The 26809-nt window shown below is 62.1% G+C and carries 27 protein-coding genes; 11 read left to right on the top strand and 16 right to left on the bottom strand.

The genetic code is table 11. The annotated features are described in order from the left end of the window. Positions 1 to 32: 32 nt before the first annotated feature. From treY to glmS, 5 genes are all read right to left on the bottom strand, one after another. The gene (treY, locus tag AB0N72_RS10650; RefSeq protein WP_363930383.1) at positions 33 to 2345 is read right to left on the bottom strand and encodes a malto-oligosyltrehalose synthase; all 2313 of its coding nucleotides are present in this window, start codon (positions 2343 to 2345) and stop codon (positions 33 to 35) included. Next, on the bottom strand, positions 2342 to 4657 hold the full coding sequence (glgX, locus tag AB0N72_RS10645) for a glycogen debranching protein GlgX (RefSeq protein ID WP_363930382.1): 2316 nt from the start codon (positions 4655 to 4657) through the stop codon (positions 2342 to 2344). Before glgX ends, treY begins: the two co-directional genes overlap by 4 nt. Before the next feature lie 68 nt (positions 4658 to 4725). Beyond that, a complete protein-coding gene (locus AB0N72_RS10640; RefSeq protein ID WP_363930381.1) occupies positions 4726 to 6303 on the bottom strand; it encodes an NAD(P)H-hydrate dehydratase in 1578 nt (525 codons plus the stop codon). 16 nt (positions 6304 to 6319) lie between these two features. Further along, the gene (locus AB0N72_RS10635) at positions 6320 to 6667 is read right to left on the bottom strand and encodes a holo-ACP synthase (protein ID WP_018760400.1); all 348 of its coding nucleotides are present in this window, start codon (positions 6665 to 6667) and stop codon (positions 6320 to 6322) included. Positions 6668 to 6671: 4 nt separating this feature from the next. Continuing rightward, the gene (gene glmS, locus AB0N72_RS10630) at positions 6672 to 8555 is read right to left on the bottom strand and encodes a glutamine--fructose-6-phosphate transaminase (isomerizing) (RefSeq protein ID WP_363930380.1); all 1884 of its coding nucleotides are present in this window, start codon (positions 8553 to 8555) and stop codon (positions 6672 to 6674) included. 139 nt (positions 8556 to 8694) lie between these two features. Here glmS and coaA point away from each other — a divergent pair, with 139 nt between their 5' ends. Both coaA and AB0N72_RS10620 read left to right on the top strand, forming a co-directional pair. Then, positions 8695 to 9666: a type I pantothenate kinase gene (gene coaA, locus AB0N72_RS10625; protein WP_363930379.1), complete on the top strand. Its 972-nt coding sequence runs from the start codon at positions 8695 to 8697 to the stop codon at positions 9664 to 9666. A gap of 21 nt (positions 9667 to 9687) precedes the next feature. Further along, positions 9688 to 10560, top strand: a complete 873-nt coding sequence (locus AB0N72_RS10620; RefSeq protein ID WP_363930755.1) for a M15 family metallopeptidase — start codon at positions 9688 to 9690, stop codon at positions 10558 to 10560. 8 nt (positions 10561 to 10568) lie between these two features. Here the strand turns inward: AB0N72_RS10620 and glmM are convergent, their stop codons facing one another. The 3 genes from glmM to rplM form a co-directional block, all read right to left on the bottom strand. Further along, on the bottom strand, positions 10569 to 11933 hold the full coding sequence (gene glmM, locus AB0N72_RS10615) for a phosphoglucosamine mutase (protein WP_363930378.1): 1365 nt from the start codon (positions 11931 to 11933) through the stop codon (positions 10569 to 10571). Positions 11934 to 12100: 167 nt separating this feature from the next. Next, on the bottom strand, positions 12101 to 12610 hold the full coding sequence (gene rpsI / locus AB0N72_RS10610) for a 30S ribosomal protein S9 (protein ID WP_189013610.1): 510 nt from the start codon (positions 12608 to 12610) through the stop codon (positions 12101 to 12103). A 38-nt stretch (positions 12611 to 12648) separates the two neighbouring features. After that, positions 12649 to 13092 (bottom strand): 50S ribosomal protein L13, encoded by a 444-nt coding sequence (rplM, locus tag AB0N72_RS10605; protein ID WP_011775554.1) that lies wholly within the window; start codon positions 13090 to 13092, stop codon positions 12649 to 12651. A gap of 287 nt (positions 13093 to 13379) precedes the next feature. On the opposite strand from rplM, the gene AB0N72_RS10600 reads away from it, so the two are divergent. The 9 genes from AB0N72_RS10600 to AB0N72_RS10560 all read left to right on the top strand — a co-directional run bounded on the left by AB0N72_RS10600 (position 13380) and on the right by AB0N72_RS10560 (position 21335). Beyond that, positions 13380 to 14024, top strand: coding sequence for a prepilin peptidase (locus AB0N72_RS10600; RefSeq protein WP_363930377.1), 645 nt, complete (start codon positions 13380 to 13382; stop codon positions 14022 to 14024). 324 nt (positions 14025 to 14348) lie between these two features. Then, the gene (locus AB0N72_RS10595; protein ID WP_363930376.1) at positions 14349 to 14534 is read left to right on the top strand and encodes a Flp family type IVb pilin; all 186 of its coding nucleotides are present in this window, start codon (positions 14349 to 14351) and stop codon (positions 14532 to 14534) included. A 97-nt stretch (positions 14535 to 14631) separates the two neighbouring features. After that, entirely contained in the window at positions 14632 to 15030 is a 399-nt protein-coding gene (locus tag AB0N72_RS10590; protein WP_363930375.1) for a TadE/TadG family type IV pilus assembly protein, read from the top strand. Next, positions 15018 to 16055: a Tad domain-containing protein gene (locus AB0N72_RS10585; protein WP_363930374.1), complete on the top strand. Its 1038-nt coding sequence runs from the start codon at positions 15018 to 15020 to the stop codon at positions 16053 to 16055. The genes AB0N72_RS10590 and AB0N72_RS10585 overlap by 13 nt, the downstream gene beginning before the upstream one ends. Positions 16056 to 16109: 54 nt before the next feature. Next, a complete protein-coding gene (locus tag AB0N72_RS10580) occupies positions 16110 to 16877 on the top strand; it encodes an RcpC/CpaB family pilus assembly protein (protein ID WP_363930373.1) in 768 nt (255 codons plus the stop codon). After that, positions 16874 to 18073, top strand: coding sequence for an AAA family ATPase (locus AB0N72_RS10575; RefSeq protein ID WP_363930372.1), 1200 nt, complete (start codon positions 16874 to 16876; stop codon positions 18071 to 18073). Before AB0N72_RS10580 ends, AB0N72_RS10575 begins: the two co-directional genes overlap by 4 nt. A 107-nt stretch (positions 18074 to 18180) precedes the next feature. Beyond that, positions 18181 to 19500 carry a CpaF family protein gene (locus AB0N72_RS10570; RefSeq protein ID WP_363930754.1) on the top strand — a complete coding sequence of 440 codons (1320 nt, stop codon included), beginning with the start codon at positions 18181 to 18183 and terminating at the stop codon, positions 19498 to 19500. Positions 19501 to 19502: 2 nt separating this feature from the next. Next, entirely contained in the window at positions 19503 to 20444 is a 942-nt protein-coding gene (locus AB0N72_RS10565; protein ID WP_363930371.1) for a type II secretion system F family protein, read from the top strand. Positions 20445 to 20456: 12 nt separating this feature from the next. Beyond that, positions 20457 to 21335 (top strand): type II secretion system F family protein, encoded by an 879-nt coding sequence (locus AB0N72_RS10560; protein WP_363930370.1) that lies wholly within the window; start codon positions 20457 to 20459, stop codon positions 21333 to 21335. Between the two features lie 120 nt (positions 21336 to 21455). Here the strand turns inward: AB0N72_RS10560 and truA are convergent, their stop codons facing one another. The 8 genes from truA to AB0N72_RS10520 form a co-directional block, all read right to left on the bottom strand. Beyond that, positions 21456 to 22346, bottom strand: a complete 891-nt coding sequence (gene truA / locus AB0N72_RS10555; RefSeq protein WP_363930369.1) for a tRNA pseudouridine(38-40) synthase TruA — start codon at positions 22344 to 22346, stop codon at positions 21456 to 21458. Between the two features lie 32 nt (positions 22347 to 22378). After that, complete coding sequence (gene rplQ, locus AB0N72_RS10550; RefSeq protein WP_363930368.1) at positions 22379 to 22936, bottom strand: 50S ribosomal protein L17; 558 nt, start codon at positions 22934 to 22936, stop codon at positions 22379 to 22381. Between the two features lie 66 nt (positions 22937 to 23002). Further along, positions 23003 to 24013: a DNA-directed RNA polymerase subunit alpha gene (locus tag AB0N72_RS10545; RefSeq protein ID WP_011775567.1), complete on the bottom strand. Its 1011-nt coding sequence runs from the start codon at positions 24011 to 24013 to the stop codon at positions 23003 to 23005. Between the two features lie 147 nt (positions 24014 to 24160). Beyond that, complete coding sequence (gene rpsK, locus AB0N72_RS10540; protein ID WP_014922380.1) at positions 24161 to 24562, bottom strand: 30S ribosomal protein S11; 402 nt, start codon at positions 24560 to 24562, stop codon at positions 24161 to 24163. 51 nt (positions 24563 to 24613) lie between these two features. Then, positions 24614 to 24991 (bottom strand): 30S ribosomal protein S13, encoded by a 378-nt coding sequence (rpsM, locus tag AB0N72_RS10535; RefSeq protein WP_011775569.1) that lies wholly within the window; start codon positions 24989 to 24991, stop codon positions 24614 to 24616. A gap of 196 nt (positions 24992 to 25187) precedes the next feature. Beyond that, entirely contained in the window at positions 25188 to 25301 is a 114-nt protein-coding gene (gene rpmJ / locus AB0N72_RS10530; protein WP_011775570.1) for a 50S ribosomal protein L36, read from the bottom strand. Between the two features lie 70 nt (positions 25302 to 25371). After that, positions 25372 to 25593, bottom strand: coding sequence for a translation initiation factor IF-1 (gene infA, locus AB0N72_RS10525; RefSeq protein WP_011775571.1), 222 nt, complete (start codon positions 25591 to 25593; stop codon positions 25372 to 25374). A gap of 195 nt (positions 25594 to 25788) precedes the next feature. After that, complete coding sequence (locus tag AB0N72_RS10520; protein WP_363930367.1) at positions 25789 to 26736, bottom strand: P1 family peptidase; 948 nt, start codon at positions 26734 to 26736, stop codon at positions 25789 to 25791. Between the last annotated feature and the right edge of the window lie 73 nt (positions 26737 to 26809).

Raw genomic sequence — 26809 nt, 5'->3', positions numbered from 1 at the left:
CTAAGCGTGCGTTGCCGTAATTTATGGTGGCGTCAGTCGGTGGGTACCAGCAGCGCCACGGGGTACCGCTCCAGAAGGCTGCTTACCTTGACGGTCCCGGCGGCGTAGCTGGCCCCGGTGAGCTCGTCCTTGCAGTTCACGGTCAGCTCAATGACCGTGTCACGCCATCCGCCGTCCCGGGCGAGGCGCCGTGGAAGCCGGGTGGCAACGGTGAGCGCACCACGCCGGGCAGCACCACGGTCAAAGGCCACCACATGGGCCGCCGCAGCGCCCTGCGCTGCCACCGGCAGGTACCCTTCGAACAGCTCCCGCCGGTCCCGACGCAACCTCAGTGCGCGGGAAAGTACCAGCAACTTGGCGGATTCGTCCGTGAACGACGGCTTGGCGCCCTGGTCCAGCTCCGCGAGCGCAGCCCGGCGGGCCTTGAAGTCCACGGGTCGTCGATTGTCCGGATCCGTCAACGAGCCGTCCCTGAACTCAGTGCCCTGGTAAACGTCCGGGACACCGGGCATGGTGAGCTGGATCAACTTGGCGGAGAGCGAGTTGGACGTCCCGTAGGGTTCCAGCTCGGCCACGAAATTGGCCAGCGCGGCCGCGACCTCGGGAACGTCGAACGCGGCGTCGACGGCGGCAGCCAGGTGCCGCTCAAACTCCGGGTTGGGGTCGGTCCAGTTGGTGGAGTTGCCGGCTTCACGGGCAGCTTTCAGGGCGTATGCCTGAAGCCGTCCACGGTCTGCCGGCCAGGCACCCACGATCGACTGCCACACGAGCGCGGCCAAAGGACCATCCGGAATCGGGGCCAGCTGCTGCACTGTTCCAAGGAACAGTTCCCATTCGGGCACGGCCTCGGAAATGACCGATATCCGCGCCCGGGCATCCTCGCTTCGCTTGGTGTCGTGCGTGCTCAGGGTAGTCATCGAGAGCGGCAGGAGCTGCTGGCGCCGGGCCATCCGTTCATGGAAGACACCGCTGGGCAGTGCGAACTCGGTGGGATCTGCGCCAACTTCTGTCAGGGAGCCCAAACGGGTGTAGCGGAAGAACGCTGTGTCCTCCACGCCCTTGGCCATCACCATCCCCGAGGTCTGCTGGAACCGCCGCGCCAAGGCGCCATCGGCATCCAGGAGGAGCGGCTGCAGTTTGGCCAGGACAGGTTCGAGTTCAGGGCGGTGGCGTCCGGCCCGTTCGATGGCTTCCACCAGGGTCTTCCCGCCGTAGGGCAGGTATGTCCGGTAAATCGGGAACCAGCAGATGACCTCGGCGAGGGAATCGGCCACCTTGGCGAAAGGCAGTTCCAAGGAAGCAGGTACCAGGCGGGCAAGCCGCAGGATCTCCGAACGCAGGATCCCGTCAGCGATCCGCCGCTTGGTCCCGTGGATCATCTCCGCGTAATCGGCCGCCTTCTCCGAATTGCGCAACCGGGCGTCCAAAGAGTTGAGGTACTCCTCGGCCGCCGGGTCCACGAACAAGCGGTCGACGTCGGCGAGTGCGTCGTAACCTGTGGTCCCTTCACAGCTGAAGGTGTCCGGAAGTTGTTCACCCGGCTCGAGGATTTTTTCAACCAGCAGATAGGCACCACCGGTCACCTCCCTGAGCCTGGCGAGATAGCCTTCCGGGTCGGCAAGGCCATCCGGGTGGTCGATCCGGAGCCCGTCCACCAGGCCTTCACGGAACCAGCGGACAATCTCGGAGTGGGACTCATCGAAGACCCAGGGAACCTCAACGCGAATGCCCGCCAAGGTATTCACGGCAAAGAACCTGCGGTAGTTCAAGTCCGCGTCCGCCCGCCGCCATCCGATCAGTTCATAGTGCTGGCGCGAGTGAACATCCCTCGGGTTGTCGTCCGGGGCGAACGTCCCCTCGGCCAAGGGAAAACGGTGATCGTAGTAGTGCAACTCGCCGTCGACCACCTTGAGGTGGTCGAGGTCGTCATCGCTGCCCAGCACCGGAAGCCGGATCTTGCCACCGCCAAAGTCCCAGTCGACGTCGAAGGCCTCGGCATACTTGGACCCGCGCCCTTCCTTCAACAGGCTCCACCACCAGGCGTTCTGCTTGGGAGAGGCAACACCCATGTGGTTGGGCACGATGTCGGCAAGTATCCCCAAACCGTGGTCCTTGGCCGCCTTGGACAGCTCAGCCAGGCCTTCGGGACCTCCCCTGGAGGGGTCCACGGTTGAGGGATCGGTCACGTCGTAGCCGTGGTCCGAGCCCTGCTCCGCAGTGAGGATGGGTGAGACGTACACCCAATCGATGCCCAGGGACTTCAGGTAGTCGGCAAGTTCGGCGGCGTCCTGGAGCGTGAAGCCCGAGCGGATCTGGAGGCGGTAGGTGGAGACAGGGGTCCTCATGACTCCGACTCCTTCGCTTCCTCGGAAGCCTCGCCGGGAGCGTCGCCGCCAGCAGCCTCGCCGCCGTCGTCTGTTGGCCCATCGGACTTGTAGTCGTACGGCAGCGACGTGACTGCCGGCGCCGTGATCGACGCCGTTTCCGGGGTGCTCGTCTGCGTCAACGCCGCAAGCGAGGCCGCAACGGAGTGGTCCGGTTCAATCTCCGGAGTGCTGTGGGCACGCAGGACCACCAGCGACTTGCCGCCCACCATGAGAATCTGGTCGGGCTTGATGACGCCAGCCTCGGCGCCTTCCCCAGCGGTATCGATCATGACGTCCCAAGCCGGGGCGTACTCGTCGGAAGGAATCCGGAAGCCTACCTCGTCCTGGTCGGCGTTGAAGTAGAGCAAGAAGTTGACGTCTGTGATGCGCCGGCCCTGGTTGTCACGGCCGTGGATACCGTCGCCGTTCAGGAAAACGCCCACAGAGCGGCCAAACGCCTCATCCCAATCCGAAGGGCTCATGGTGGTGCCGTCGGCGTCCAACCATACGATGTCCGGAAGCCGCTCGCCCTCACCGCGGAGAACAGGGCGTCCATCGAAGAATCGGCTGCGGCGCAGGCTGGGGTGCTTGGCCCGGAGGGCGCTGACGGCAGCCGTGAACTCGATCAGCGGCTGGTCCACGTTCTCCCAGTTGATCCACGTGAGTTCGGAATCCTGGCAGTAACCGTTGTTGTTGCCCTGCTGGGTGCGGCCAAGTTCGTCGCCATGCAGGAGCATGGGGACACCCTGCGAGAGGAACAGCGAGGCAATGAAGTTCCGCTGCTGGCGGGCCCGCAGGCCAAGAACTGTGGGATCGTCCGTGGGCCCCTCGGCGCCACAGTTCCACGAACGGTTGTGGGATTCGCCGTCGTTGTTGTCTTCGCCGTTGGCTTCGTTGTGTTTCTCGTTGTAGGACACCAAGTCCGTGAGCGTGAAGCCATCGTGCGCTGTGACGAAGTTGATGGAGGCAAACGGCCGGCGTCCGGAGTGCTCGTAGAGGTCGGCCGAGCCGGTGATCCGCGAAGCGAACTCGCCCAGCGTGGACGGTTCGCCACGCCAGAAGTCCCGCACGGTGTCCCGGTACTTGCCGTTCCATTCCGTCCACTGCGGCGGGAAGTTGCCCACCTGGTAACCGCCGGGACCGACGTCCCAAGGCTCGGCGATGAGCTTCACCTGGGAAACCACCGGATCCTGCTGGATGAGTTCGAAGAAGGTGGAGAGCTTGTCTACGTCGTAGAACTCGCGGGCAAGGGTGGACGCGAGGTCGAAGCGGAAGCCGTCAACGTGCATCTCCGTGACCCAATAGCGCAGGGAGTCCATCAGCAGCTGCAGGGAGTGCGGGCTGCGCACGTTCAAAGAGTTGCCGGTGCCCGTGTAGTCCATGTAGTACTTCTGGTCGTCTTCCACCAGCCGGTAGTACGCGGAGTTGTCGATGCCCTTGAAGGACAGCGTGGGCCCCAGGTGGTTGCCTTCGGCGGTGTGGTTGTACACAACGTCCAGGATCACTTCGATCCCGGCAGTGTGCAGCGCACGCACCATGGCTTTGAAGTCCTGGACCTGCTGGCCGGTATCGCCCTTGGAACTGTAGCTGTTGTGGGGCGCAAAGAACCCGATGGTGTTGTAGCCCCAGTAATTGTTCAGGCCCTTGTCCTGCAGGATGCCGTCATTGACGAACTGGTGCACCGGCATCAGTTCGATGGCCGTGATCCCGAGCTTCTGCAGGTGCGAGATGACCGCAGGGTGCGCAACGCCCGCATACGTGCCGCGCTGCTCTTCCGGCACCTCCGGGTGCAGCTGCGTGAGGCCCTTGACGTGGGCTTCGTAGATCACCGACTTGTGGTACGGGATCCTCAGGAGTTTGTCGCCGTCCCAGTCGAAGAAGGGGTTGATGACGACGCCCAGCATCATGTGCGCAGCGGAGTCTTCGTCGTTGCGGGACTCAGGATCTCCCAGGTTGTACGAGAACAGGGACGGGTCCCAGTCGATCTGGCGGTGGACTGCCTTGGCGTAAGGGTCCAGCAGCAGCTTGTTGGGGTTGAAGCGTTGACCGGCGTCGGGGTCGTAGGGCCCGTGCACGCGGTAGCCGTACTTCTGCCCTGGCTGCACCGTGGGGAGGTAGCAGTGCCAGACATAGCCGTCCACTTCAGTGACATCCACGCGGACTTCGCCGCCGTCGTCGTCGAAGAGGCACAGTTCCACTCGCTCAGCCCTTTCGCTGAACAGTGCAAAGTTGGTGCCGGTACCGTCAAACGTGGCTCCGAGCGGATAAGCCGATCCAGGCCAGACTTCCATGCGTTCTCCTCTTGATGATGCGAACAACTGTTGCAAGCCTACTCATGACCCTGACAACGACAGTAACCTTACGGTATTCTTCGGTCGTATTCCGCGCTGAGCGAACCGATTACGCGCGGAACGGCCTCAGCGATCGCCGACGCAGTCAAGGGACCACCGTCATAATCCCCCGACGCAAGGGCTCCAGCCCGCGCGTGGATGCTCGCCGCCACCGCGGCCACAGCAGCCCAGCGGTCGTCAGGCTCCAGGCCCAAGGCGGCGTAAACGCCGTCGTCGTCCGAAATCTCCTCAGCCGCTTGCGCCACCAGCGCGCCCAGGACCCCGGCCAGGACGTCCCCGCTCCCTGCGGTCGCCATCCAGGGCGTGCCCTCAGACTGGCTGAACACAGTTCCCGACGGCGACGCCACCAGCGTGGTGGCTCCCTTCAGGAGCACGGTGGCACCGGTTTGTTGCGCGGCCTGCCGTACGAAGTGCAGCGGCCGGGATTCGACGTCGGCACGGGTCACCGCCACTTCACCGGTGGAAGGAAGGGAATCCAGCAAGGACGCGAGTTCGCCCGCGTGTGGGGTAAGTATCCAATGGGGTGGGCAATGCTCCGGCAGCAGGCTCAGCGCCCCGGCGTCCACCACCACCGGGAGGTCATCGCGAAGGGCGTTCTCTGCCGCAGCCCCTGCCTCGCGCAGCTGCTCGTCCCCGTCAACGCCCGGACCCATGAGCCACGCCTGGACCCGGCCAGGGGCCTGTGACTCCCAGAGGGCCTCCGGGGTGCGCGTGAGGACCATTCGCGCCGCGGATTCGGGACCGATGTACCGCACCATGCCCACTCCGGCGAGGGCTGCAGCATGCACGCTCAGGACGGCGGCGCCGGCAAAACGGGACGAACCTGCGACGATCCCCAGGACGCCCCGGGAGTACTTGTGGGCATGCCTGCCGGGACGGGGAAGCACGGCTCCTATGTCCGTGGCGGTGAGGCGGCGCAGCTCTGGCATCTGGTTCTGCAGCGCGGATTCGATCCCGATCTCCACCAGCTCCACCCGCCCCGCGCAGCCTTCCCCCGGATCGGTCAGGAGCCCGGCCTTGACACCGCCAAAGGTCACCGTGACATTGGCCTCCAATACAGGCCAATGCACTTCCCCTGTTCCGGCGTCCAGCCCGCTGGGGACATCACAGGCCACAACCAACCGGGGGCGAAGTTCCTGCAGTGCGGCAACCAGTTCGGCAACGGCATCGCGCAATCCGCCGCGGGCACCGGTGCCCAGCAAGGCATCGATGATGACGTCCTCACCAGCACACAGGACCGCGAGTTCTTCCGCATTCGATGACCCCAGCCGCAATACCTTGCCACCGGAGGCCTGAAAAGCGGCCAACGCCTCCGCATGCACGGCGTCTGCGGCGAGTACCGCCGTCGTACGCATCCCGCGCTTGGCGAGGTAGGCCGCAGCGTAGAGGCCGTCACCGCCGTTGTTGCCCTTGCCGGTGAGGACCGTGACGCCAGCCCCGGCCAACCTGCGTTTTTTCCTGACCTCGCGGATTACGGCCTGGGCAAGCCCATACGCCGCCCGTTGCATAAGAACAGCGCCCTCCCCGGAGTCCAGGAGCGGTTGTTCCGCATCCCTGATCTGTTGTCCGGTGAAGGCGCTGATCATTTGTTTATAAGCCCGTTTAACCCTCGGCGAGGACAGTCGCCGTGGCGATGCCGCCGTCGTGGCTAATCGACAGGTGCCAGCGTTTGACGCCCTTGGCCTCGGCCACGGCAAGCACCGTGCCCTTGACCTGAACGGTAGGACCATTCTGGTCAAGGCCGATCCAGCAATCCTGCCAGTTCATGCCCGCGGGCGCGCCCAGGACCTTGGCTACTGCCTCTTTGGCTGCGAACCGGGCGGCCAGGGAACGGGTATTGAGCTCCCGCTCGGCAGGCACGAACAGCCGGTCCCTCAGTCCCGGAGTCCGCTCAAGCTGCCGACCGAACCGCTCAATATCTACGACGTCTACGCCAATGCCAACAATCATGCGGTTATTCTACGGTCACGCTCTTGGCGAGGTTACGCGGCTGGTCGACGTCGTATCCCTTCGCGCCTGCCAGTTCTGCCGCAAAGATCTGCAGCGGAACGGTGGTCAGCAGGGGCATGAGGAGAGTGGGCGTCTCGGGTACGTAGAAGACGTGCTCCGCGTAGTCCTTGACCGACTCGTCGCCTTCTTCAGCGATGACCAGGGTGCGCGCACCGCGTGCGCGGACTTCCTGGATGTTGCTGACCACCTTGGAGTGGAGGGAGTCGCGTCCACGCGGCGACGGCACGACGACGAAGACCGGCTGGCCGTCGTCGATCAGGGCGATCGGACCGTGCTTCAGCTCGCCGGCGGCGAAGCCTTCAGCATGGATGTAGGCGATTTCCTTGAGCTTCAGTGCGCCTTCAAGGGCAACGGGGTAGCCAACGTGGCGGCCCAGGAACAGCACCGACTTTTCGTCCTTCATGCTCCTGGCGAGCTCACGCAGGGGTCCTGCGTTGTCCAGGATCGTCTGGATCTTGGCGGGGATCTTGTTCAGGTCCGCAAGGACATCCTTGATTTGGCCGGAGAAGATGTTTCCGCGCAGCTGGGCCAGGTAGAGGCCCAGGAGGTACGCGGCCGTGATCTGTGCCAGGAACGCCTTGGTGGAAGCAACAGCGATTTCCGGACCAGCGTGCGTGTAGAGCACGGCATCGGATTCACGCGGAATGGTGGAGCCGTTGGTGTTGCAGATGGAGATCGTCTTGGCGCCCTGTTCGCGGGCGTAGCGGACGGCCATCAGGGTGTCCATGGTTTCGCCGGACTGGCTGATGGAGACCACCAGCGTGTTTGAGTCCACGATCGGATCGCGGTAGCGGAACTCGTGCGCAAGCTCCACTTCCGTGGGGATGCGGCACCAGTTCTCGATTGCGTACTTGGCCACCAGGCCCGCGTATGCTGCCGTCCCGCAGGCGAGGACGATGATCTTGTCCACCTGCTTGAGGAGCTCAGGATCGATACGGAGCTCGTCCAGGGTCAGCTTGCCGTTGAGGTCCGAGCGGCCCAGGAGGGTCTGCGCGACGGCGTCGGGCTGGTCGTTGATTTCCTTCTCCATGAAGGAGCTGAAGCCGCCCTTTTCGGCCGAAGCCGGGTCCCAGTCAACGTGGTATTCCTTGCCTTCGGCAGGTGCGCCGAAGAAGTCGGTGATCTCCACGGTGTCCGCGGTGATGGTGACGATCTGGTCCTGGCCCAGTTCCACAGCGCGGCGCGTGTAGTCGATGAAGCCGGAGACGTCCGAGCCGAGGAAGTTCTCGCCGTCGCCCAGACCTACCACCAGCGGGGAGTTACGGCGGGCAGCCACGACGACGTCGGGCTGGTCTGCGTGCACGGCCAGGAGGGTGAAGGCACCTTCAAGGCGCTGGCAGGCCAGGCGCATCGCTTCGGTCAGGTTGCCGCCGTCGCCGTTGAGCTGGTTGCGGAAGATGTCGCCGAGCAGCGCGGCAGCGACCTCGGTGTCCGTTTCCGATTCGAAAGTGACACCCTTGGCGAGCAGTTCCTGACGGAGCTCAGCGAAGTTTTCAATGATGCCGTTGTGAATGACGGCCAACCGGCCACCGTCGGAGAGGTGCGGGTGCGCGTTACGGTCGGTCGGGCCTCCGTGCGTGGCCCACCGCGTGTGGCCAATGCCAGTCAGGGACTTAGGAACGGGATGCGTCTCCAGTTCCTCGATCAAGTTGCTCAGCTTGCCCGACTTCTTACGGGATGAGATGGCCCCATCAGCCACTACTGCGACGCCGGCGGAGTCATAGCCGCGGTACTCCAGACGGCGCAGCCCCTCCACCACGACGTCGAGGGCGCTGTAACCAGCTGCCTCACGAGACGAATTGCCAACATAGCCTACGATTCCACACATGGGTACAAGCCTAGCGGCTAGTGCAAACAACTGACGTGGGACATCCCATTTCCTCAGGCTTTTTGGACGCACTACGACACCCGCGATTCACCCTCCAGCCACCGTCCATTTCCTGATCAGCCCCGCGAAGGGCAGAATCATGAGCGTGACTTTGCAACGCACCGAAGCTAATGGCGACGGCGCTTCCCCGTTTGTTGAGCTGGACCGCCAAACCTGGTCCAGGCTCGCAGCACAGATGGAGCAGCCCCTCAACGAAGAGGACATCTTCCGTCTTCGCGGCCTCGGCGATCCCCTGGATATGAAGGAAGTCCGGGAGGTCTACCTCCCCCTGTCAAGGCTTCTTCACCTGTACGTCCAGGCGTCCCACCAGCTTCACGCCGCAACCACCACCTTTCTGGGTGAGCAGACCCAGCGCACGCCTTTCGTGATCGGCGTGGCCGGTTCCGTGGCGGTTGGCAAGTCCACCATCGCGCGTGTGCTCCGTGAAATGCTGCGCCGCTGGCCGGGAACCCCCAATGTGGAACTCATCACGACGGACGGTTTCCTCTATCCCCTCGCCGAGCTCAAACGCCGGCACCTCTTGGAGCGCAAGGGTTTCCCGGAGTCCTACGACCGGCGCGGACTACTTCGCTTTGTCTCCGAGGTCAAAGGCGGGGCCGAGGAAGTCAGGGCCCCCTGGTACTCACACGTCACCTACGACATCGTTCCGGGCAAGGAAGTGGTAGTGCGGCGCCCGGATGTCCTGATTGTCGAAGGCCTGAACGTGCTGGCTCCGGCACGGCCGCGAATGGACGGCAAGCAGGGCCTTGCTGTCAGCGACTTCTTCGATTTCTCCATCTACGTGGACGCCAAGACCTCCTACATTGAGGAGTGGTATGTGGACCGTTTCCGGAAGCTGCGCAGCACGGCCTTCGCGCAGCCCGAGTCGTACTTCCACCGCTACGCCACCCTGTCCGATGACGACGCCGAGTCCACCGCCCGGGGCATCTGGAAGCGCATCAACGAGCCCAACCTGAAGGAAAACGTTCTGCCCACCCGTGGCCGGGCGCAGTTGGTGCTCACCAAGGACGCAGACCACTCCATCCGGCGCATGCTGCTAAGGAAGGTCTAGTTGCGCAACGAAAACACACCAATGCCCAGCCGTCGGGCCTTCGCGGGGTTCCTCACCGCCGGCGCCGGACTCGCTGCATTGACCGCCTGCACTCCGCAGGACGGGACGCCTTCGCCCGTTGCCGCCGGCATGTCTTCCACTGCCGAGGCAACGCCGTCTACGGCCACCTCTAGCCTGGAACCCTCCACAGCGGCCGCTTCGGCCACGGCAGAGCCCACTGAGGCCGCACCAAGCAGTGCTGCGCCCAGCCCTGCACCGAGCAGCGCTGCGCCCTCGAGCGCCCTCCCCACCCAGCACTCGCTGACCGATCCCGCCAGCCCATGGGTGGTCGTCAATAAGCACAGGCCATTGAGTCCCCAGAACTACGTGCCAGCCGATCTGGTGCAGCCAGGCATCCGGCTCGCCGTCAGCGGCGAGGCGGCGTTGTTGAACAGCACGACGGCGACTGCCGCAGAAAAGATGTTCGGGGCAGCGGCAGCGGAGGGCGTCATCATGACGCTGGCTTCGGGCTATCGTTCCTACACAACCCAGGTGTCCACGTACAACGGGTACGTTGCCAGCACCGGCCAGGCCGCGGCCGACCGTGCCTCCGCCCGTCCAGGCCACTCCGAACACCAGACGGGCTGGTCCTTCGACATTGGCGATGGCGGCGGAGCATGCAGCTTCCAGCCGTGTTTCGCCGAACAACCGGCAGCGGTCTGGGCCAAGGCCAACGCCCACAAGTTTGGATTCGTGGTCCGGTACCCCTGGATGTTCCACGAAACCACAGGCTACTTCTACGAATCCTGGCACCTGCGCTACATCGGAGTCGATGCCGCGGTGGACATGGCCACGCGCGGCATCGCTACCCTCGAAGAGTACTTTGGGCTCGAGGCAGCACCGGACTACCTCTAGGTCCGTTCCTAGACGGCCATTTCGCTCGAAGCGCCCAGGCGCTCCTTGACCACGGCAGCAAGGTCGGTGCAGATACGCTCGGCAGTTTCCATGTCTGCCGCTTCCACCATCACGCGGACCAGCGCCTCAGTGCCTGATGGGCGGAGAAGCACCCGGCCGGTTTCGCCGAGTTCCAGCTCAGCTGCGGCCACCGCAGCGGCAACGCCTTCATCTGTGGCGGCACGGGCCTTGTCAACGCCCTTGACGTTGATCATGAGCTGCGGGAGCTTCGTCATCGCACCGGCAAGGTCCTGAAGCGTGCGGCCAGTCAGCGCTACCTGCGCTGCCAGCTGCAGGCCGGTCAGCACGCCATCACCAGTGGTTGCGTAATCGGAGAAGATCACGTGGCCGGACTGTTCGCCGCCCAGGTTGTAACCGCCGTCGCGCATTTCCTCCAGCACGTAACGGTCACCGACGCCGGTTTCGCGGATGGTGATGCCGGCATCGCGAAGCGCGATCTTCAGGCCGAGGTTGCTCATGACCGTGGCAACCAGGATGTCGTCCTTGAGCTTGCCCGCCTTTTTGAGTGCCAGCGCCAGGATCGCCATGATCTGGTCACCGTCCACTTCGTTGCCTTCGTGGTCAACGGCCAGGCAGCGGTCGGCGTCGCCGTCGTGCGCTACGCCGAGGTCGGCGCCGTGCTTGACCACAGCTTCCTTCAGCGGACCCAGGTGGGTCGAGCCCACGCCTTCGTTGATGTTCAGGCCGTCGGGCTCGGCTCCGATGACCACTACGTCCGCGCCGGCGTCCTTGAACACCTGGGGTGAGCAGCCACTTGCGGCGCCGTGGGCGCAGTCAAGCACCACTTTCAGGCCATCGAGGCGCTTCGGGAGCGTGCCGAGCAGGTGGACGATGTAGCGGTCCTCGGCGTCCGAGAAGCGCTGGATGCGTCCGACGTCGGCACCCACCGGCCGCTGTGGCTCTTTGCCCAGCTGCGCTTCGATGGCGTCTTCGACGTCGTCGGGAAGCTTTTGGCCGCCGCGGGCGAAGAACTTGATTCCGTTGTCCGGCGCGGGATTGTGCGAGGCCGACAGCATGACGCCGAAGTCGGCGTCGAGATCTGCCACGAGGTAGGCCGCGGCCGGGGTGGGGAGGACGCCGGCGTCGTAAACGTCAATACCGGAGCTGGAAAGCCCGGCCTCGACGGCTGCGGCGAGGAATTCGCCGCTCGCCCGAGGGTCCCTGGCAACCACGGCGCGGGGCCGCTTTCCGTCCGTCGCGCGGTCATGGCCGAGTACGACGGCGGCTGCCTGCGCGAGCTGCATAGCCAGTTCGGCGGTGAGTAATCCGTTCGCGAGACCGCGCACGCCATCTGTTCCAAATAATCTAGACATCGGGTCAAGTTTAGACGACGCCACGGCAGCACCCGTTCATCGGGCCACCGGAGCGTCCCGCAGCGGGCGCTCGCCGCGCCTGGCGAAGCGGCTGTTAAACGACGGAAACCCGCCCCGCCGAAACGGCGGAACGGGCTTCCGATACCCCTGTAATGGGGCGAAGCGAATTAACGCTTGGAGTACTGCTGAGCCTTGCGTGCCTTCTTGAGACCGGCCTTCTTACGCTCGATGACGCGGGCGTCACGAGTCAGGAAGCCTGCCTTCTTGAGGGTGGCGCGGTTGTTGTCGACGTCGATCTCGTTCAGCGAACGGGCGATGCCGAGGCGCAGTGCACCAGCCTGGCCGGAAGGGCCACCGCCGTGGATACGGGCGATGACGTCGTATGCACCTTCGAGGTCAAGAACGCGGAACGGTTCGTTGACATCCTGCTGGTGCAGCTTGTTCGGGAAGTAGTTGGCCAGCTCGCGGCCGTTGATGATCCACTTGCCGGAACCCGGAACAACGCGAACGCGTGCAACGGCTTCCTTGCGGCGGCCAACAGCTGCACCGGCAACGGTCAGTGCCGGGCGCTCCTTCTTGGGAGCATCTTCAGCAGCGGCGCTGCTTTCAGAGGTGTAGCTGGTGAGGGTTTCCTCAGCCTCGACGGCTTCGGCGGTCAGTTCTTCGTTCTGAGCCACGGTTCTCCTTGTGATGAAAAGTTGGTTGGTGGCCAGGACTACTGGGCGACCTGGGTGATTTCGAAAGTCTTAGGCTGCTGTGCTGCGTGGGGGTGCTCCGGGCCTGCGTAGACCTTGAGCTTGCCCAGCTGCTGAGCTGCCAGGGAGTTCTTGGGGAGCATGCCCTTGATGGCCTTCTCAACAGCGCGAACCGGGTTGGATTCCAACAGTTCGGCGTAGTTGACGGAGGTCAGGCCGCCCGGGTAACCGGAGTGGCGGTATGCGCGCTTCTGCTCCAGCTTGGCGCCGGTGAGGGCAACCTTTTCAGCGTTGATGATGATGACGAAGTCGCCCATGTCCATGTGGGACGCAAAGGTCGGCTTGTGCTTTCCGCGCAGCAGTGTTGCGGTCTGGCTGGCAAGACGACCAAGGACAACGTCGGTGGCGTCAATGACGTGCCACTGGCGGTTGATATCGCCGGGCTTCGGGGTGTACGTACGCACGGTTTTGCCTCGTTCTTGTTCTGGCGTTCATGTTTTAGGCGACACGCAGTGAGGCGTGTACCTACTATGTATGCGCTACCGGAGCAGAGGTGAGGGCTCTATGTACCAGTTATCCCAGGATCTCGAAATGCCCATGGAGTTAGCGATCCTGCAACTGGATCCCCCTGTAGGCATGTGTCATCGAGATAGGACACGCACAACGACTCTAAACAATACCTTCATCGGGGTGCCCGGGTCAAAATGGGGTTACCGCACCTGGGGGTATCTGTGTTAATGAGGGAGAGCTCGTGACTGACGGACTTGCCATGCCGCTCCTGCTGGCGCTTGCCGGCCTCCTGCTGGGTCCGCTGTGCGAGGTGCTCATCGCGCGCATGCTGCCGCGGCTCGGCGGACTCCCCTCCCCCAAGGTACGGATCACGACGGCGGCAGTCACCGCACTGCTGTTCGGTTTGCTTGGATGGCGCTTTGGCATTTCCTGGGAGCTGCCGGCATTTCTCTTTCTTGCCCTTTTGGGCGTGCAGCTTTCGCGCATTGATTTCACGCTTCATTTGCTCCCGAACCCCCTTGTTTTAACCCTTCTTACTGGTGGCCTGGCGCTCCTGGCCCTGTCTTCTTTGCTGGATCCAGGCTGGCTGGAGCTGCTTCGCGCACTGGCCGGAGGCTTCATACTCTTGGTTGGCTACCTGATTCTGGGACTTATTTCGCCGGGCGCCCTTGGAATGGGCGATGTGAAGCTCGCAGCACCACTTGGAATGTACTTGGGCTACTTGGGTTGGCAGCAAGTACTCTTCGGCGGCTTGCTGGGGTTCGTGGTGGGCGGGGTGCTGACGGTGCTGATGTTGCGGCTCCGATCCGCGGAAAAGCCAGCAGAAACGGCACATGGGCCGGCGATGGTTGTCGCAGCGCTGGGCATCATCCTCGCCCTGCACTAGTCCGGGGTAAGTACGCCCTTACCTCCACTGGTCGAACCTTCCTGACTAATAAGGCTCCTGCCAAAACCAAGTAATTTGCGCCTGTTCGCGTCCCGAAACTGAGTACTTCGCACCAACGCGCCCAACCGGCAAGTAATGAACGCCTGAATAAATCGAGTACGGCTACGCATTGTGACTTGTACCGTGCTGGGTGAATTCTTATGTCATCGAATTCCGAACGGCCTACGAAACACAGGGCAGTTTGGAGAGCGGGGAAATTTCCCCGAATTTGCCGAATCAATATTTTCACCCTCAACCAAAGTCATTTCTGGGAAGGATTTTCCAATGTCTGCTTTCATGATCAACACCATTGCCTTCATCGCCGGCGTCAAGGACCGTTTCACCAAGGAAGAGAAGGGCGCAACGATGGTTGAATACGGCCTTATCATCGCCGCCATCGCGGTCGTGGTTGGAGTGGCCGCCGTCGCACTCGGCCTCCGGGTTACAGCGCTCTTCGATGGAATCCTTTAGCTCCGGCCTGTGACGCGGTTGGTCGCGGCTGCCGCTTGGCAACCACGACCAACCCGTTGCTTTAAGAGCACACTCTGTTGACATCTGGGACCGGGAGATGGACGTGAAATCCAAGACGAACGAGCGTGGCGCTGCGGCCGTTGAATTGGCCATAATACTGCCACTCTTGCTGCTAATCCTGTTTGGCATCATCGAGTTTGGCCGTGCTTACAACGTCCAGGTCTCTCTGACGCAGGCTGCCCGCGAAGGTGCCCGCTATGCGGCGGTCCACTATCAGGACGGTAGTCTGAACGTATCCGGAGCGGCTTTGTCTGCGGCGCCGGCACTGGATGGCCTGGGCGTTTCCGTTACCAACAATGCTTCGAGTTGCGCTCCTGGTTCCAGCGTGAAGGTCACCACCAGCGTGTCTTTGCCATCGATGACGGGCTTCCTCGATGGAACAGGCCTATTTCCTCTCAACCTGTCAGGAGTGGCGGTGATGAGATGCGGTGGCTGAGCGACGCCGGGCAGCGCATCCGTCAAGCTGACACGCGTGGAGGCGATGAACGCGGTGCTTCCACTGTCATCGTCGCAGTCCTCATGGTGGTTCTTTTGGGATTCGCTGCTTTGGCAGTGGACGTCGGGGCGATCTACGCGGAGAAGGCGCAACTGCAGAACGGTGCCGATGCTGCGGCACTGGCCATCGCAACCGACTGTGCCGGAGGCAGCTGTGGAAGCAGCACTTCCACTGGAAATCAGTTCGCCAACAGTAATGCCAACGACAACACCAGCGGCGCTGCTGTCACCTTTCCCGCGGCGACGACGGTCCGCGTGGTAACCAACGCCCGGGACACAAGCGGCCAGAACAGTTTGTCACTCTACTTCGCCCAGGTTCTGGGGTTTGAGACTGCTGCGGTAACAGCCACGGCGGAAGCTTCCTGGGGCGCTCCGTCAAGTGCAACGACACTGCCCTGGACAGTCGGCGAGTGCGTCTTCAAGAAATATTTGTCCCCGACCCAGCTGGCCTCGCTGAATTCCACGGGGAGCTTTTCCGGCGATCCCATCCCCACCCACGTGACGCTTCGCTATGACACGAATGCACCCGCAGTTGGTGGATGTGTAGCGCAAAATGGCTACCAACCTGGAGGGTTTGGCTGGCTGGAAACGACCTCCGCGTGCTCGACGGACATCAACATCGGTGCGGTGGTGCAGGGCCAGCCGGGCAACCATTTTCCCAATGCAGCCACCTGCGACACGGTGCTTGCCCACATCATGGACGAGCCCGCCCTTATCCCGCTGTTCAAGACAGCGGCTCAGAACGGCAACAAAACGAAGTACACGCTTGTTGGTTTCGCCGCATTCCAGGTGACCGGTTACAAGTTCGATGGCGGTCAGCAGCTTGACCCCGCGGCACCAAGCTGCACCGGAAACTGCAGGGCATTACAGGGATATTTCTCCCGTTTTGTGTCACTCGAAGAAGGTTCCCAAGTCTCCGGTGGCATCCCCAACTATGGAGCGTCGGTGGTAACGCTCACCGAATAGGCGCTCTTCGAGTGCCTGCCACCAATCTCACGAGAACTCGAAGGGAGTTACCAAGTGAAAACACGCCTACTGGGAGGCATTGCCGCACTGCTGCTGGCAGTCATAGGCACCGTATTGCTGGTCACCTATGTACAGGGAGCAGACAAGCGGGCGCAGCAAGGGCTTGATCCCGTAAACGTACTTGTCGTCAAAGAACATATTGCAGCCGGCACCAAGGCCGAGGACATAGGGTCCAAAGTCAAGATGGAGACGTTGCCGCAATCCGCCGTCGCCCCCGGGACGGTGAGCGCCTTGTCAGATCAAAAAGGCAAGGTCACCTCCGCCGACCTTCAGCCGGGTGAACAACTGTTGGAACTGAAAATGGTGAGCCCGAAGGACCTGGTTCCCGGAACCGTTCCTGTCCCGGAGGGACTGCAGGAAACAACCTTTGTGCTGGCACCTGAACGCATGCTCGGCGGTCGGGTTGAGGCCGGTGACACAGTAACAGTGTTCGCCTCCTTCAAGCTGGACGAACCCATAGCCGCCGGCGCCAATGTTCCCGCCGCCCTGACGGGCTGGAAGAACTTTACGGAATTGCTGTACCACGACGTCCTGGTGACGGCAGTGCAGCAGGCGGCGCCTGACTCCGAAAAGTCAGCTGGGACGGATAAAGCGGTCGCCCTCCCCAACGGCTCGGCCTACGTAACAGTGGCACTCAGCGACGCCAACGCAGCCAAAATGGTCTTCGGTTCGGAATTCGGTACCTTATGGCTCTCCAAGCAGACAGATAAGACGGCGAAGAGCGACCCGCCGACGACAACTTTCGGAGGGCTGGTCCAATGAGCCGTTTCGTAGCCATCACTGCAGTTCGCGACTTTGAAAGCCGCGTACGCCAAGCCATCACCGGGGCTCTGCACGGTGACCTGCAAACCTTGTCACCTTCAGTCCTGCAAGCTGGCACCGACGATTTGTTCAAACTACTCACCGGGGCCCCTCCTGAGGTGATGATCCTCGGCCCGGGAGTCAATCCTGACGATGCCTTCAAGCTGGCCACCGTGATGGACCTTCAGTACCCGGAAATAAGCCTTCTGATGGTTGCCGATCCCACTGCTGACGTAGTGCTGAAAGCCATGCACGCAGGAGTCAGGGATGTCGTGTCACCTGAAGCCGAAATCAATGAGCTCCGCGTTCTTTTGGAGCGCGCGTGCTTGGCTGCGGCCAGCCGGCGGCGTGGGATGCTGCCCGCCGCCGAGTCCGGCCAGGAACGCGGACGAGTCATAGCCGTCATGTCGCCCAAAGGCGGCGTGGGGAAGACGACCGTTGCCACAAATCTTGCCATTGGGCTTGGAACCCTGGCACCGATGAGCGTGGTGATCGTCGATCTTGACTTGCAGTTCGGTGATGTCGCTTCCGGTTTGCTGCTGGAACCGGAACACTCCATCACTGAGGCGGTGCACGGAGCTGCGGCCCAAGACTCCATGGTCCTCAAGGCGTTTCTTACCGTCCACCCGGCCGGAATCTACGCCCTGTGCGCACCTCGGAAGCCATCGGAGTCGGACTACATAACGGCCGATCACGTCACCCGACTCCTCAACCAATTAGCCACGGAGTTCAAGTACGTGGTGGTGGATACCGCCCCGGGACTCGGCGAGCACTGCCTGGCGACCTTGGAGCTGGCTACAGACGGCGTATGGGTCTGTGGGATGGACGTACCAAGCATCAGGGGCCTGAGGAAGTGTTTCAGCGTCCTGAAAGAACTCCAACTCCTCCCGCAGGGCCGGCATACCGTGCTGAACTTTGCGGACCGAAAGAGCGGACTCTCTGTCCAGGATGTCGAAGCAACCATCGGAGTGCCTGTCGACACAGTCATACCGCGCTCAAGAACACTGCCCTACTCAACCAACCGCGGCATTCCTGTACTACAAGGAACAGCAAGGGATACAGCCATCAAAGGGTTGCGGAAGCTTGTTCAGCGCTTCGATCCACGTCTGGAATCTGCCCCGCACAACAAACTGCACCGGAGGGTGGTTGTGTCATGAAACTCTCGGAGAGGCTTTCCAGAAACAATCCGCTCTCCGCCAGTGCCACCGGAGATGAACAAATTCCCGGGGCAGAGTGGGCTTCCCCTGCTTCAGTCTCGACACCGATGCTGGGCGGTGCCCCCACGGCTCCGGTGGTGGATGCGTTGGGCGGACTCAAAAAGCGTGCCGCAGCGTCCCTCTTCGAACGCATCGGAAGTCGGATGGCGGACGCTTCTTCATCTGAAGAGGACCTTCGCTCCTTCGCCGTGGAGGAACTCTCAGCTGTAATCGATGACGAGCAAGTTCCTTTGTCCCCGGAGGAACGGCGTCGGCTGATCCGCGAGATCTCAGATGAAGTGATGGGATATGGTCCCTTGCAAAGGTTGCTGGAGGATCCCTCCGTTACGGAAGTCATGGTGAATCGCTTCGATCAGATTTACGTGGAGCGCCACGGCCAGTTGGCCCTGACGGACCTCCAGTTCAGTTCGGATGATCATTTGCGAAAGGTGATCGATCGAATCGTTTCCAAGGTTGGACGCCGCATCGACGAATCCTCGCCGTTGGTGGATGCCCGTTTGGAAGACGGTTCCCGTGTCAACGCGATCATTCCTCCACTGGCGGTCAACGGCCCCTCACTCACCATCAGGAAATTCAGCCACGTTCCTTTGACCGTTCGAAACCTCATCGAGTGGGGTTCAATGAGCCAGGAGATGGCGGAGCTGTTGAGTGCGTGTGTCCGTGCACGACTGAACGTCATCGTCTCCGGCGGCACAGGAACCGGCAAAACTACGCTGCTGAACGTGCTGTCGTCATTCATTCCGGAATCAGACCGCATCGTGACCATCGAAGACGCCGTGGAGCTCCAGCTGCAACAACGGCACGTCGTCCGGTTGGAGAGCCGCCCGCCCAACATCGAGGGCAAGGGCGCCATCACCATCCGCGATCTGGTGAGGAACTCTCTCCGGATGCGTCCCGACCGGATCATCGTGGGAGAGGTCCGCGGCGGGGAATCATTGGACATGTTGCAGGCCATGAACACCGGCCACGATGGATCACTGTCTACCGTTCATGCCAATTCTCCGCGGGACGCGATTGCCCGCCTGGAGACGCTGGTGCTCATGGCCGGCATGGACCTACCACTCCGGGCGATCCGCGAACAGGTCTCCTCGGCTGTCGATCTCATTGTTCAGGTCACACGTTTGCGTGACGGAAGCCGTCGAGTAACACACGTTACTGAGGTGCAGGGCATGGAGGGGGATGTCGTGACCTTGCAAGATGCCTTCCTTTTCGACTATTCAGCGGGCCTGGATGCCCAAGGACGATTCTTGGGCAGGGCGATACCTACGGGTATCCGTCCTCGTTTCCTGGACCGGTTCGCCGAGCTTGGGATCAGCGTATCTCCGGCGGCCTTTGGCGTTGCTCCTTTGCCGGTTGGGAGGCGGTAGCCGTGGAATCTCCCACCTCGTTCATCCTCGCTATCTCCCTATGTGTCGGTGCCCTGTTTTTCCTGGTGGTCTTTGTCCTCAAACCACGACGCGGCAGTATTCCCATCGAACGTCGCCGGTTGGAAGCCCCCACTGACACTTCAGCCGTGGGCCAGATGTCAGAAACCGCTGTCAGGTTCGTGGACAGCGCGCTCGGACGCTCGGGAGGACCCTTCAACAGGGAAGTTCTCTATCAAGCGGGTGTCAAACAGGCACCGGCCGACTTCATGGTGCTTGTGGCCGCCAGCGCAGTCGTTGCCGCAGTGGTCGGTTCTCTGATTTTCGGCGTCTTTGGCGGCATCTTTCTGGCCGTGTTGGCCCCTTCACTGGCCAAACTGGTCTTGGTCCTACGGACACAGAAACGGCGTGCAAAGTTCGAGCTACAACTGACTGACACTATCCAGATGCTGATCGGTGGTCTGCGTGTGGGGCACGGAATAATGAGGTCTCTGCAGGCCGCGGCGCAAGAATCGCAAGCCCCGACATCCGAAGAGTTGAGCCGCATTGTCAACGAAGTCAGGATCGGCAAGGACGCACGACAGGCAATAGAGGACTGCGCGGCCCGTATGGACAGCGAGGATTTCCAGTGGATTGGACAAGCGATCCAGATCAACCGCGAAGTGGGCGGTGACTTGGCCGAGGTTCTCGAGCAGGTCGAGGGGACCATCCGGGAACGCAGCGAAATCAAGGGACACGTTCGTGCCCTCAGCGCCGAAGGCAAGATGTCAGCAGTGGTTCTCATGATCCTGCCTATCGCGGTGGGGATGTTCATGTCAGTGCTGAACCCCGATTATCTGAAACTCTTCACCGGCCACCCCGTGGGGATCGCCATGATCGTCGTCAGCGTATTTCTTTTCGCCGTCGGCGGCTTCTGGATGAGCCGCACCGTGAAGATCAAGTTCTAGGAGATAAAGCTCATGACTCCCATTGCATGGCTGATCATCGCCGTTATCGTCCTGCCCCTGGCATATTTTGCGTGGTCCTTGATCAGCATCGACCGTAAGAGCATCGTCGCAATACAGAGCAATCTCGGTTCCGGCTTCACACAAGGTGCTGGTGTGAACCTGCAACGCCCACCACTCCTGCTGGGTGTTGCACGGAAGCTGACCTCTAAAAGCTATGAAGCCAAGCTGGACCATCTGCTTGCCCTCGCCGGGCGACCAATGTCGATGCCACTCCCCAGACTTCTATCGTTGAAGCCGGCCCTGGCGCTGGCAGGAGCTCTCGGCGGAATCCTTCTGTTTCTTCTCAGTCCCGGCCCAGGAATGTCGGGGATGGGACTTTTCCTGACAATATTTGTCTACTTTCTTCCTGATCTGCTGATCTACAACACGGGAATCAAGCGGCAAGAAGCCATAAAGCTGGAGTTTCCCAACACCCTGGACCAGATGCTGATTTCGGTTGAAGCCGGCCTCGGATTCGAGTCGGCCATGGAAAGGGCGGCGGTGCAAGGATCGGGGCCCCTGCCGGCCGAACTGTTGCGAACACTGCAAGATATCCAGGTTGGACGCCCTCGGCAAGAGTCCTATGAAGCCCTTGCCGAGCGTTGCGCGGTCCCGGACATTCGAAGCTTCGTCCTGGCTGTCATCCAAGCCGACAAATACGGTATCGGCATCGCCAACGTGCTTCGGGCCCAGGCTAAGAAAGCACGTGTCAGGCGTCGGCAGAACGCCGAAGAGAGGGCCATGAAGTTGCCCGTGAAGGTACTCTTTCCGTTGCTGTTCTGCATCTTTCCCGTGCTGTTCATAGTCCTTCTGGGTCCCGCGGTCATCCGGATCATTCAGGCCTTCAGCTGATCCTGTCCCCGGGATATAGACCGGCACTTCGGGGATCCCAGACCACGGAGTGTCACAACGGCCCCCTTCCGGTACCCAGAGCCGGGAGGGGGTCCTCCAACGTCCGGGCTGCGCCTAAAGCTACTCCCGCCGCGCGCGCGTCAGTTCAGCCCTGGCCAGCAGCTCACTGTCAGACGGATATGCCACCTCTTCCAGGACCAACGGATGCGGCGCAGCCAGTACGGACTTGGCATCGCGTTTCCGTTCCAGGAGCCGTTGGTGCAGCCATTCAGGCGATTCCAGTCGCTCCCCTACCCGCAACGCTGAGCCAACCAACGAGCGCACCATGTTGTGGCAGAACGCGTCGGCCTGCACGGTGGCAACAATGACGCCATCGGTGCCTCGCGTAAACGAGAACTTCTGCAACTCGCGGATGGTGGTGGCACCTTCCCGCGGCTTGCAGTACGAGCGGAAATCCTGGAGCCCCAACAAGGACTGAGCACCTTCGTTCATCAGGGACACATCCAGGGGCGCCTTGTGCCAGAGCGTAATCCCCCGCAACACCGGATCCCACCGGGCGGGACCGTCGGCAATCCGGTAACTGTACCTCCGCCACAACGCGGAAAACCGTGCGTCGAAACCCTCCGGCGCCAGACCGGCGTCGTGCACTTCCACCGCCCCGGTGAGGTCGCCCAGAACGCGGCTCAAGGCGCCCCGGAGCCGACGCAAAAGTGCGACGGCGGGATCGAGTTCGTGCCCGCGCGGCAGTGAAAGCCACTCGGCTTCGGTGACGTCCAGATGGACCACTTGGCCGCGGGCATGGACGCCGGCGTCCGTCCTGCCGGCCACCGTCACCCGGACCGGTCGCTGCAACAACAGCGCCAGTGCTTCTTCCAAAGAGCCTTGCACCGTCCGCAGGCCCGGCTGCAGCGCCCAACCGTTGAAGGGGCCGCCGTCGTACGAAAGATCAAGCCGGATACGCAAAAACCCGCCGCCCCCCATAACGGGGGCAGCGGGTTTTCGTTCGTTCATAGACTCAAGTCTACTGCGAAGAATTCAGTGAATTACTTCTTGTCCTCAGCGGCCGGGGCCTCTTCGGTCTCAGCAACTTCAGCGTCAGCAGCTTCGGCGTCAGCGGCCGGAGCCTCTTCAGCTTCAGGAGCTTCGGTCTCTACGGCTTCGGTCTCAACGACCTCTTCCTCAGCCGGAGCAGCCTTGGCAGCGGCAGCGGTTGCTTCAGCAACAACGGCCTGCTTCGGGGAAACCGGGTCGAGAACGAGCTCGATGACAGCCATGGGAGCGTTGTCGCCCTTGCGGTTGCCGATCTTGGTGATGCGGGTGTAGCCACCATCGCGGTTGGCAACGGCGCCGGCGATGTCGGTGAACAGCTCGTGGACGATGCCCTTGTCGCTGATCAGGCCGAGAACGCGGCGGCGGGAAGCGAGGTCGCCACGCTTGGCGAAGGTGACCAGACGCTCTGCGTACGGCTTGAGGCGCTTGGCCTTGGTGACCGTGGTGGTGATGCGCTTGTGCTCAAAAAGAGCAGCTGCCAGGTTCGCGAGCATAAGGCGCTCGTGAGCCGGGCCGCCTCCGAGGCGCGGACCCTTAGTGGGGGTAGGCATAGTTATTTCTCCTGTTATGTAAGCCGGTCAAGTCCATTGCTGGACCCGGCGGCCAAAATCTGCTGTTTAGAGCTCGTCGTCGCTGAACGCGGCGTCGTCCTCTTCGATGGCTGCGGCGCGGGCTGCGAGATCGAAACCGGGAGGGGAGTCCTTGAGGGACAGACCCAGTTCCACGAGCTTTGCCTTGACCTCGTCGATGGACTTCGCACCGAAGTTACGAATGTCCATCAGGTCAGCCTCGGAGCGGGCAACGAGTTCACCCACGGTGTGGATGCCCTCACGCTTGAGGCAGTTGTAGGAACGGACGGTGAGGTCCAGATCCTCGATCGGCAGAGCCATGTCAGCTGCCAGGGCAGCGTCCGTCGGCGACGGGCCAATCTCGATACCTTCAGCTGCGGTGTTCAGCTCACGGGCCAGACCGAACAGTTCCACCAGGGTGGTGCCTGCGGAAGCAACGGCATCGCGCGGGGCGATGGCCTGCTTGGTCTCGACGTCGACAATGAGCTTGTCGAAGTCGGTGCGCTGCTCAACACGGGTAGCTTCCACGCGGAAAGTTACCTTCATGACCGGCGAGTAGATCGAGTCAACCGGAATACGGCCGATCTCGGAGTCGCCGGACTTGTTCTGAGCTGCCGAAACGTAGCCACGGCCGCGCTCGATGGTCAGTTCGAGTTCGAACTTGCCCTTCGAGTTCAGAGTGGCAATGTGCAGATCCGGGTTGTGGAATTCGACGCCGGCCGGCGGAGCGATGTCCGCGGCGGTGACGACTCCGGGGCCCTGCTTGCGCAGGTAAGCAACAACCGGCTCATCGTGCTCGGAGGAAACCGAAAGGTTCTTGATGTTCAGGATGATCTCAGTGACATCTTCCTTGACACCGGGAACCGTGGTGAACTCGTGCAGCACGCCATCGATCCGGATGCTGGTTACAGCGGCACCGGGGATGGAGGAGAGCAGGGTACGGCGGAGGGAGTTTCCGAGGGTGTAACCGAAGCCCGGCTCCAGCGGTTCAATGATGAAACGGGAGCGGTTCTCGGATACAACTTCTTCGGACAGGGTGGGGCGCTGTGCAATGAGCACTTAGGTTTCCTTTCGGCGAGCATCCGCTATATGACGCAACACAGGTGGTGGAAATCGGCTTCGGTTTCCAGCCTGACCAGCCGGGCCATGCTGATGGAAGGAAAACCATCCATAGCAGGCCCGGCCGGTCAGGCGGGGAAGACCTAATTAGACGCGGCGGCGCTTCGGGGGGCGGCAACCGTTGTGGGCGCTGGGGGTGACATCCTGGATGGAGCCAACCTCGAGGCCAGCGGCCTGAAGTGAACGGATTGCGGTTTCGCGTCCGGAACCCGGGCCCTTGACGAATACGTCAACCTTGCGCAGGCCGTGCTCCTGAGCGCGCTTTGCAGCGGCTTCGGCAGCCATCTGTGCAGCGAACGGAGTGGACTTACGGGAACCCTTGAAGCCAACCTCACCGGCGGAAGCCCATGAGATGACAGCACCGTTCGGGTCCGTGATGGACACGATGGTGTTGTTAAAGGTGCTCTTGATGTGCGCCTGGCCAAGCGCAATATTCTTCTTATCCTTGCGACGCGGCTTACGAACCGCTCCACGAGTCTTCGGGGGCATTGTTTCTCCTACAGAAAGTTATCGGGGGAAAACCAGGTCAATCCCGAGGGATTAACGTCCGGCCTTCTTCTTGCCGGCGACGGTGCGCTTCGGGCCCTTGCGGGTACGAGCGTTGGTCTTCGTACGCTGTCCGCGTACGGGCAGGCCCTTGCGGTGGCGCAGGCCTTCGTAGCTGCCGATCTCAACCTTGCGGCGGATGTCAGCGGCTACCTCGCGGCGAAGGTCACCCTCAACCTTGTAGTTGCCTTCAATGTAGTCACGCAGCTGAACCAGTTCGGCGTCAGTCAGGTCCTTGACGCGAACGTCAGCGCTGATGCCGGTGGCAGCCAGGGTTTCGTGTGCACGGGTCTTGCCCACGCCGTAGATGTAAGTAAGCGCAATTTCCAACCGCTTTTCGCGGGGAATGTCTACGCCAGCGAGACGAGCCATAGTGGCGGTACTCCTTGAATAAACCGGAGGTCGTAGGCAGTACACCCGCACGTTCAGTGCGGCCCCAGCCTCCGACCGGGGGTTCGCTGACCAGGCTCTGTAATGCAGTCCTGGCACAGCTTGTGCTGCCTTTATTTACTTGCGTGGGCTAGCAACCCAGGTTTGCCCTTGCGGGCGCTGATTCCCGGAAGGGGAATTAGCCCTGGCGCTGCTTGTGGCGCGGGTTCTCGCAGATCACCATGACCCGGCCGTTACGGCGGATCACTTTGCACTTGTCGCAGATCTGCTTGACGCTCGGCTTGACCTTCATGGCGTTCCTTTGCGTGTTTTGCAGTTGATCTGCTGGAGCGGCTTGGCACTATTGCCTGCCGCCCAGCAATTTACTTGTAGCGGTAGACGATACGACCACGTGTGAGGTCGTATGGGCTCAGCTCCACCACTACCCGGTCCTCTGGGAGAATCCTGATGTAGTGCTGACGCATCTTCCCAGAGATGTGTGCGAGAACGACGTGCTTGTTGGTGAGCTCAACACGAAACATCGCGTTGGGCAGCGCCTCAGTCACAACGCCCTCGATCTCAATGACCCCGTCCTTCTTGGCCATATCCTCCGCTAACTGTTGTTTGCCACCGTCCTTCGGTTAGGCACCGAAGATCCAGCGGACGTTTTTTGTTTGCTTGACCGCCTTGGAGCCACGACACCAAAAAGGGCGCGGCTGCACAGACAACCAACAAATAACTCTACGCCAATCAGGCTGGAAAGTTAAATCCGACCATGGTAGCGCACGTATCCCCGGCCGTCACTCCCCCACCGGACGATAAGCGGGGAAGTGACCCGCCGCCGTCGTGACGCTTTCGGCCGCCACCACGCCATCCAGAATGGCCAGGCGGACCGCTTCCGCGGCCGCGCTCTGGAGGGTTATCAGCGATACCTGCCGCGCCTGTTCGGTGCTGCGGTCAAGGGCGACGGCGCCCGTCGCCAAAGCGAAAACGGTGTCACCGTCGGCAAGGGTATGGGACGGATCAAGCGCCCGCGCCAAGCCCGCATGTCCGGCACTTGCAGTCCGCTTGCACTCGGCAACGTCCAGGATTGCATTCGTAGCGATCACGACCAGCGTTGTGTTCAGCCCCTGCGGCGGGGTCCCACCTGCGGAGGGACGCGGCCCGGCAGGACCAAACAGCGGCGACCCGAGTGCGTTCACCACGGCAAGGGCGCCAACAATTACCCCGCCGTCCAGGGTCAAGGAGGACGTACCCACTCCGCCCTTGTACTGCCCGCGCGCGATCACGGCGCCGGTGCCAGCGCCGACGTTTCCACGTTCGACGGCGGCATGGTCACCGGAGTCGGACGCCGCGGCAGCCGCCTGGTAACCCATGTCCGCGTTCGGTCTCGCAGAGATGTCGCCACCGCGCCCGAGATCGAAGATGGCCGCGGCGGGCACAATCGGAACCACGGTTCCCGGAACGGCAAAGCCCCGGCCCTGGTCCTCGCACCACAGCTGGGCGCCGGTAGCCGAAGCCAGCCCAAAGGCGCTGCCTCCTGTCAACACCACTGCGTCCACAGTGGAAACCAGGGTGGTGGGGTCCAACGCGTCGGTCTCGTGGGTTCCCGGTCCCCCGCCGCGCACATCCACCGACCCAACGGTTCCCACTGGCGGAAGGACAACGGTCACGCCGCTCAGCCACCCGTCGTCGTTCTTCTGCACGTGCCCCACCCGCATGCCCGGAACATCGGTTATTGAGTTCATGGCTCCATTCTCCCCCCCTCCTGCGGGGACGAACTGGGAGCCGCGGCTCAAATACGAACGCGTGAGTAACGTC

Origin of the sequence: Paenarthrobacter sp. NPDC089307, from assembly GCF_040685055.1 — a bacterium.
Classification (GTDB): Bacteria; Actinomycetota; Actinomycetes; order Actinomycetales; family Micrococcaceae; genus Arthrobacter.
The sequence above is the reverse complement of the archived record's forward strand: the minus strand, read 5'-3'. Positions and strand labels throughout refer to the sequence as shown.

Coding starts and splice junctions, on each gene's coding strand:
- treY (WP_363930383.1), bottom strand. CDS start 2,345: ATGAGGACCCCTGTCTCCACCTACCGCCTCCAGATCCGCTCGGGCTTC.
- glgX (WP_363930382.1), bottom strand. CDS start 4,657: ATGGAAGTCTGGCCTGGATCGGCTTATCCGCTCGGAGCCACGTTTGAC.
- AB0N72_RS10640 (WP_363930381.1), bottom strand. CDS start 6,303: ATGATCAGCGCCTTCACCGGACAACAGATCAGGGATGCGGAACAACCG.
- AB0N72_RS10635 (WP_018760400.1), bottom strand. CDS start 6,667: ATGATTGTTGGCATTGGCGTAGACGTCGTAGATATTGAGCGGTTCGGT.
- glmS (WP_363930380.1), bottom strand. CDS start 8,555: ATGTGTGGAATCGTAGGCTATGTTGGCAATTCGTCTCGTGAGGCAGCT.
- coaA (WP_363930379.1), top strand. CDS start 8,695: ATGAGCGTGACTTTGCAACGCACCGAAGCTAATGGCGACGGCGCTTCC.
- AB0N72_RS10620 (WP_363930755.1), top strand. CDS start 9,688: ATGCCCAGCCGTCGGGCCTTCGCGGGGTTCCTCACCGCCGGCGCCGGA.
- glmM (WP_363930378.1), bottom strand. CDS start 11,933: ATGTCTAGATTATTTGGAACAGATGGCGTGCGCGGTCTCGCGAACGGA.
- AB0N72_RS10595 (WP_363930376.1), top strand. CDS start 14,349: ATGTCTGCTTTCATGATCAACACCATTGCCTTCATCGCCGGCGTCAAG.
- AB0N72_RS10590 (WP_363930375.1), top strand. CDS start 14,632: ATGGACGTGAAATCCAAGACGAACGAGCGTGGCGCTGCGGCCGTTGAA.
- AB0N72_RS10585 (WP_363930374.1), top strand. CDS start 15,018: ATGCGGTGGCTGAGCGACGCCGGGCAGCGCATCCGTCAAGCTGACACG.
- AB0N72_RS10575 (WP_363930372.1), top strand. CDS start 16,874: ATGAGCCGTTTCGTAGCCATCACTGCAGTTCGCGACTTTGAAAGCCGC.
- AB0N72_RS10570 (WP_363930754.1), top strand. CDS start 18,181: ATGCTGGGCGGTGCCCCCACGGCTCCGGTGGTGGATGCGTTGGGCGGA.
- AB0N72_RS10560 (WP_363930370.1), top strand. CDS start 20,457: ATGACTCCCATTGCATGGCTGATCATCGCCGTTATCGTCCTGCCCCTG.
- truA (WP_363930369.1), bottom strand. CDS start 22,346: ATGAACGAACGAAAACCCGCTGCCCCCGTTATGGGGGGCGGCGGGTTT.
- rplQ (WP_363930368.1), bottom strand. CDS start 22,936: ATGCCTACCCCCACTAAGGGTCCGCGCCTCGGAGGCGGCCCGGCTCAC.
- rpsK (WP_014922380.1), bottom strand. CDS start 24,562: ATGCCCCCGAAGACTCGTGGAGCGGTTCGTAAGCCGCGTCGCAAGGAT.
- rpsM (WP_011775569.1), bottom strand. CDS start 24,991: ATGGCTCGTCTCGCTGGCGTAGACATTCCCCGCGAAAAGCGGTTGGAA.
- rpmJ (WP_011775570.1), bottom strand. CDS start 25,301: ATGAAGGTCAAGCCGAGCGTCAAGCAGATCTGCGACAAGTGCAAAGTG.
- infA (WP_011775571.1), bottom strand. CDS start 25,593: ATGGCCAAGAAGGACGGGGTCATTGAGATCGAGGGCGTTGTGACTGAG.
- AB0N72_RS10520 (WP_363930367.1), bottom strand. CDS start 26,736: ATGAACTCAATAACCGATGTTCCGGGCATGCGGGTGGGGCACGTGCAG.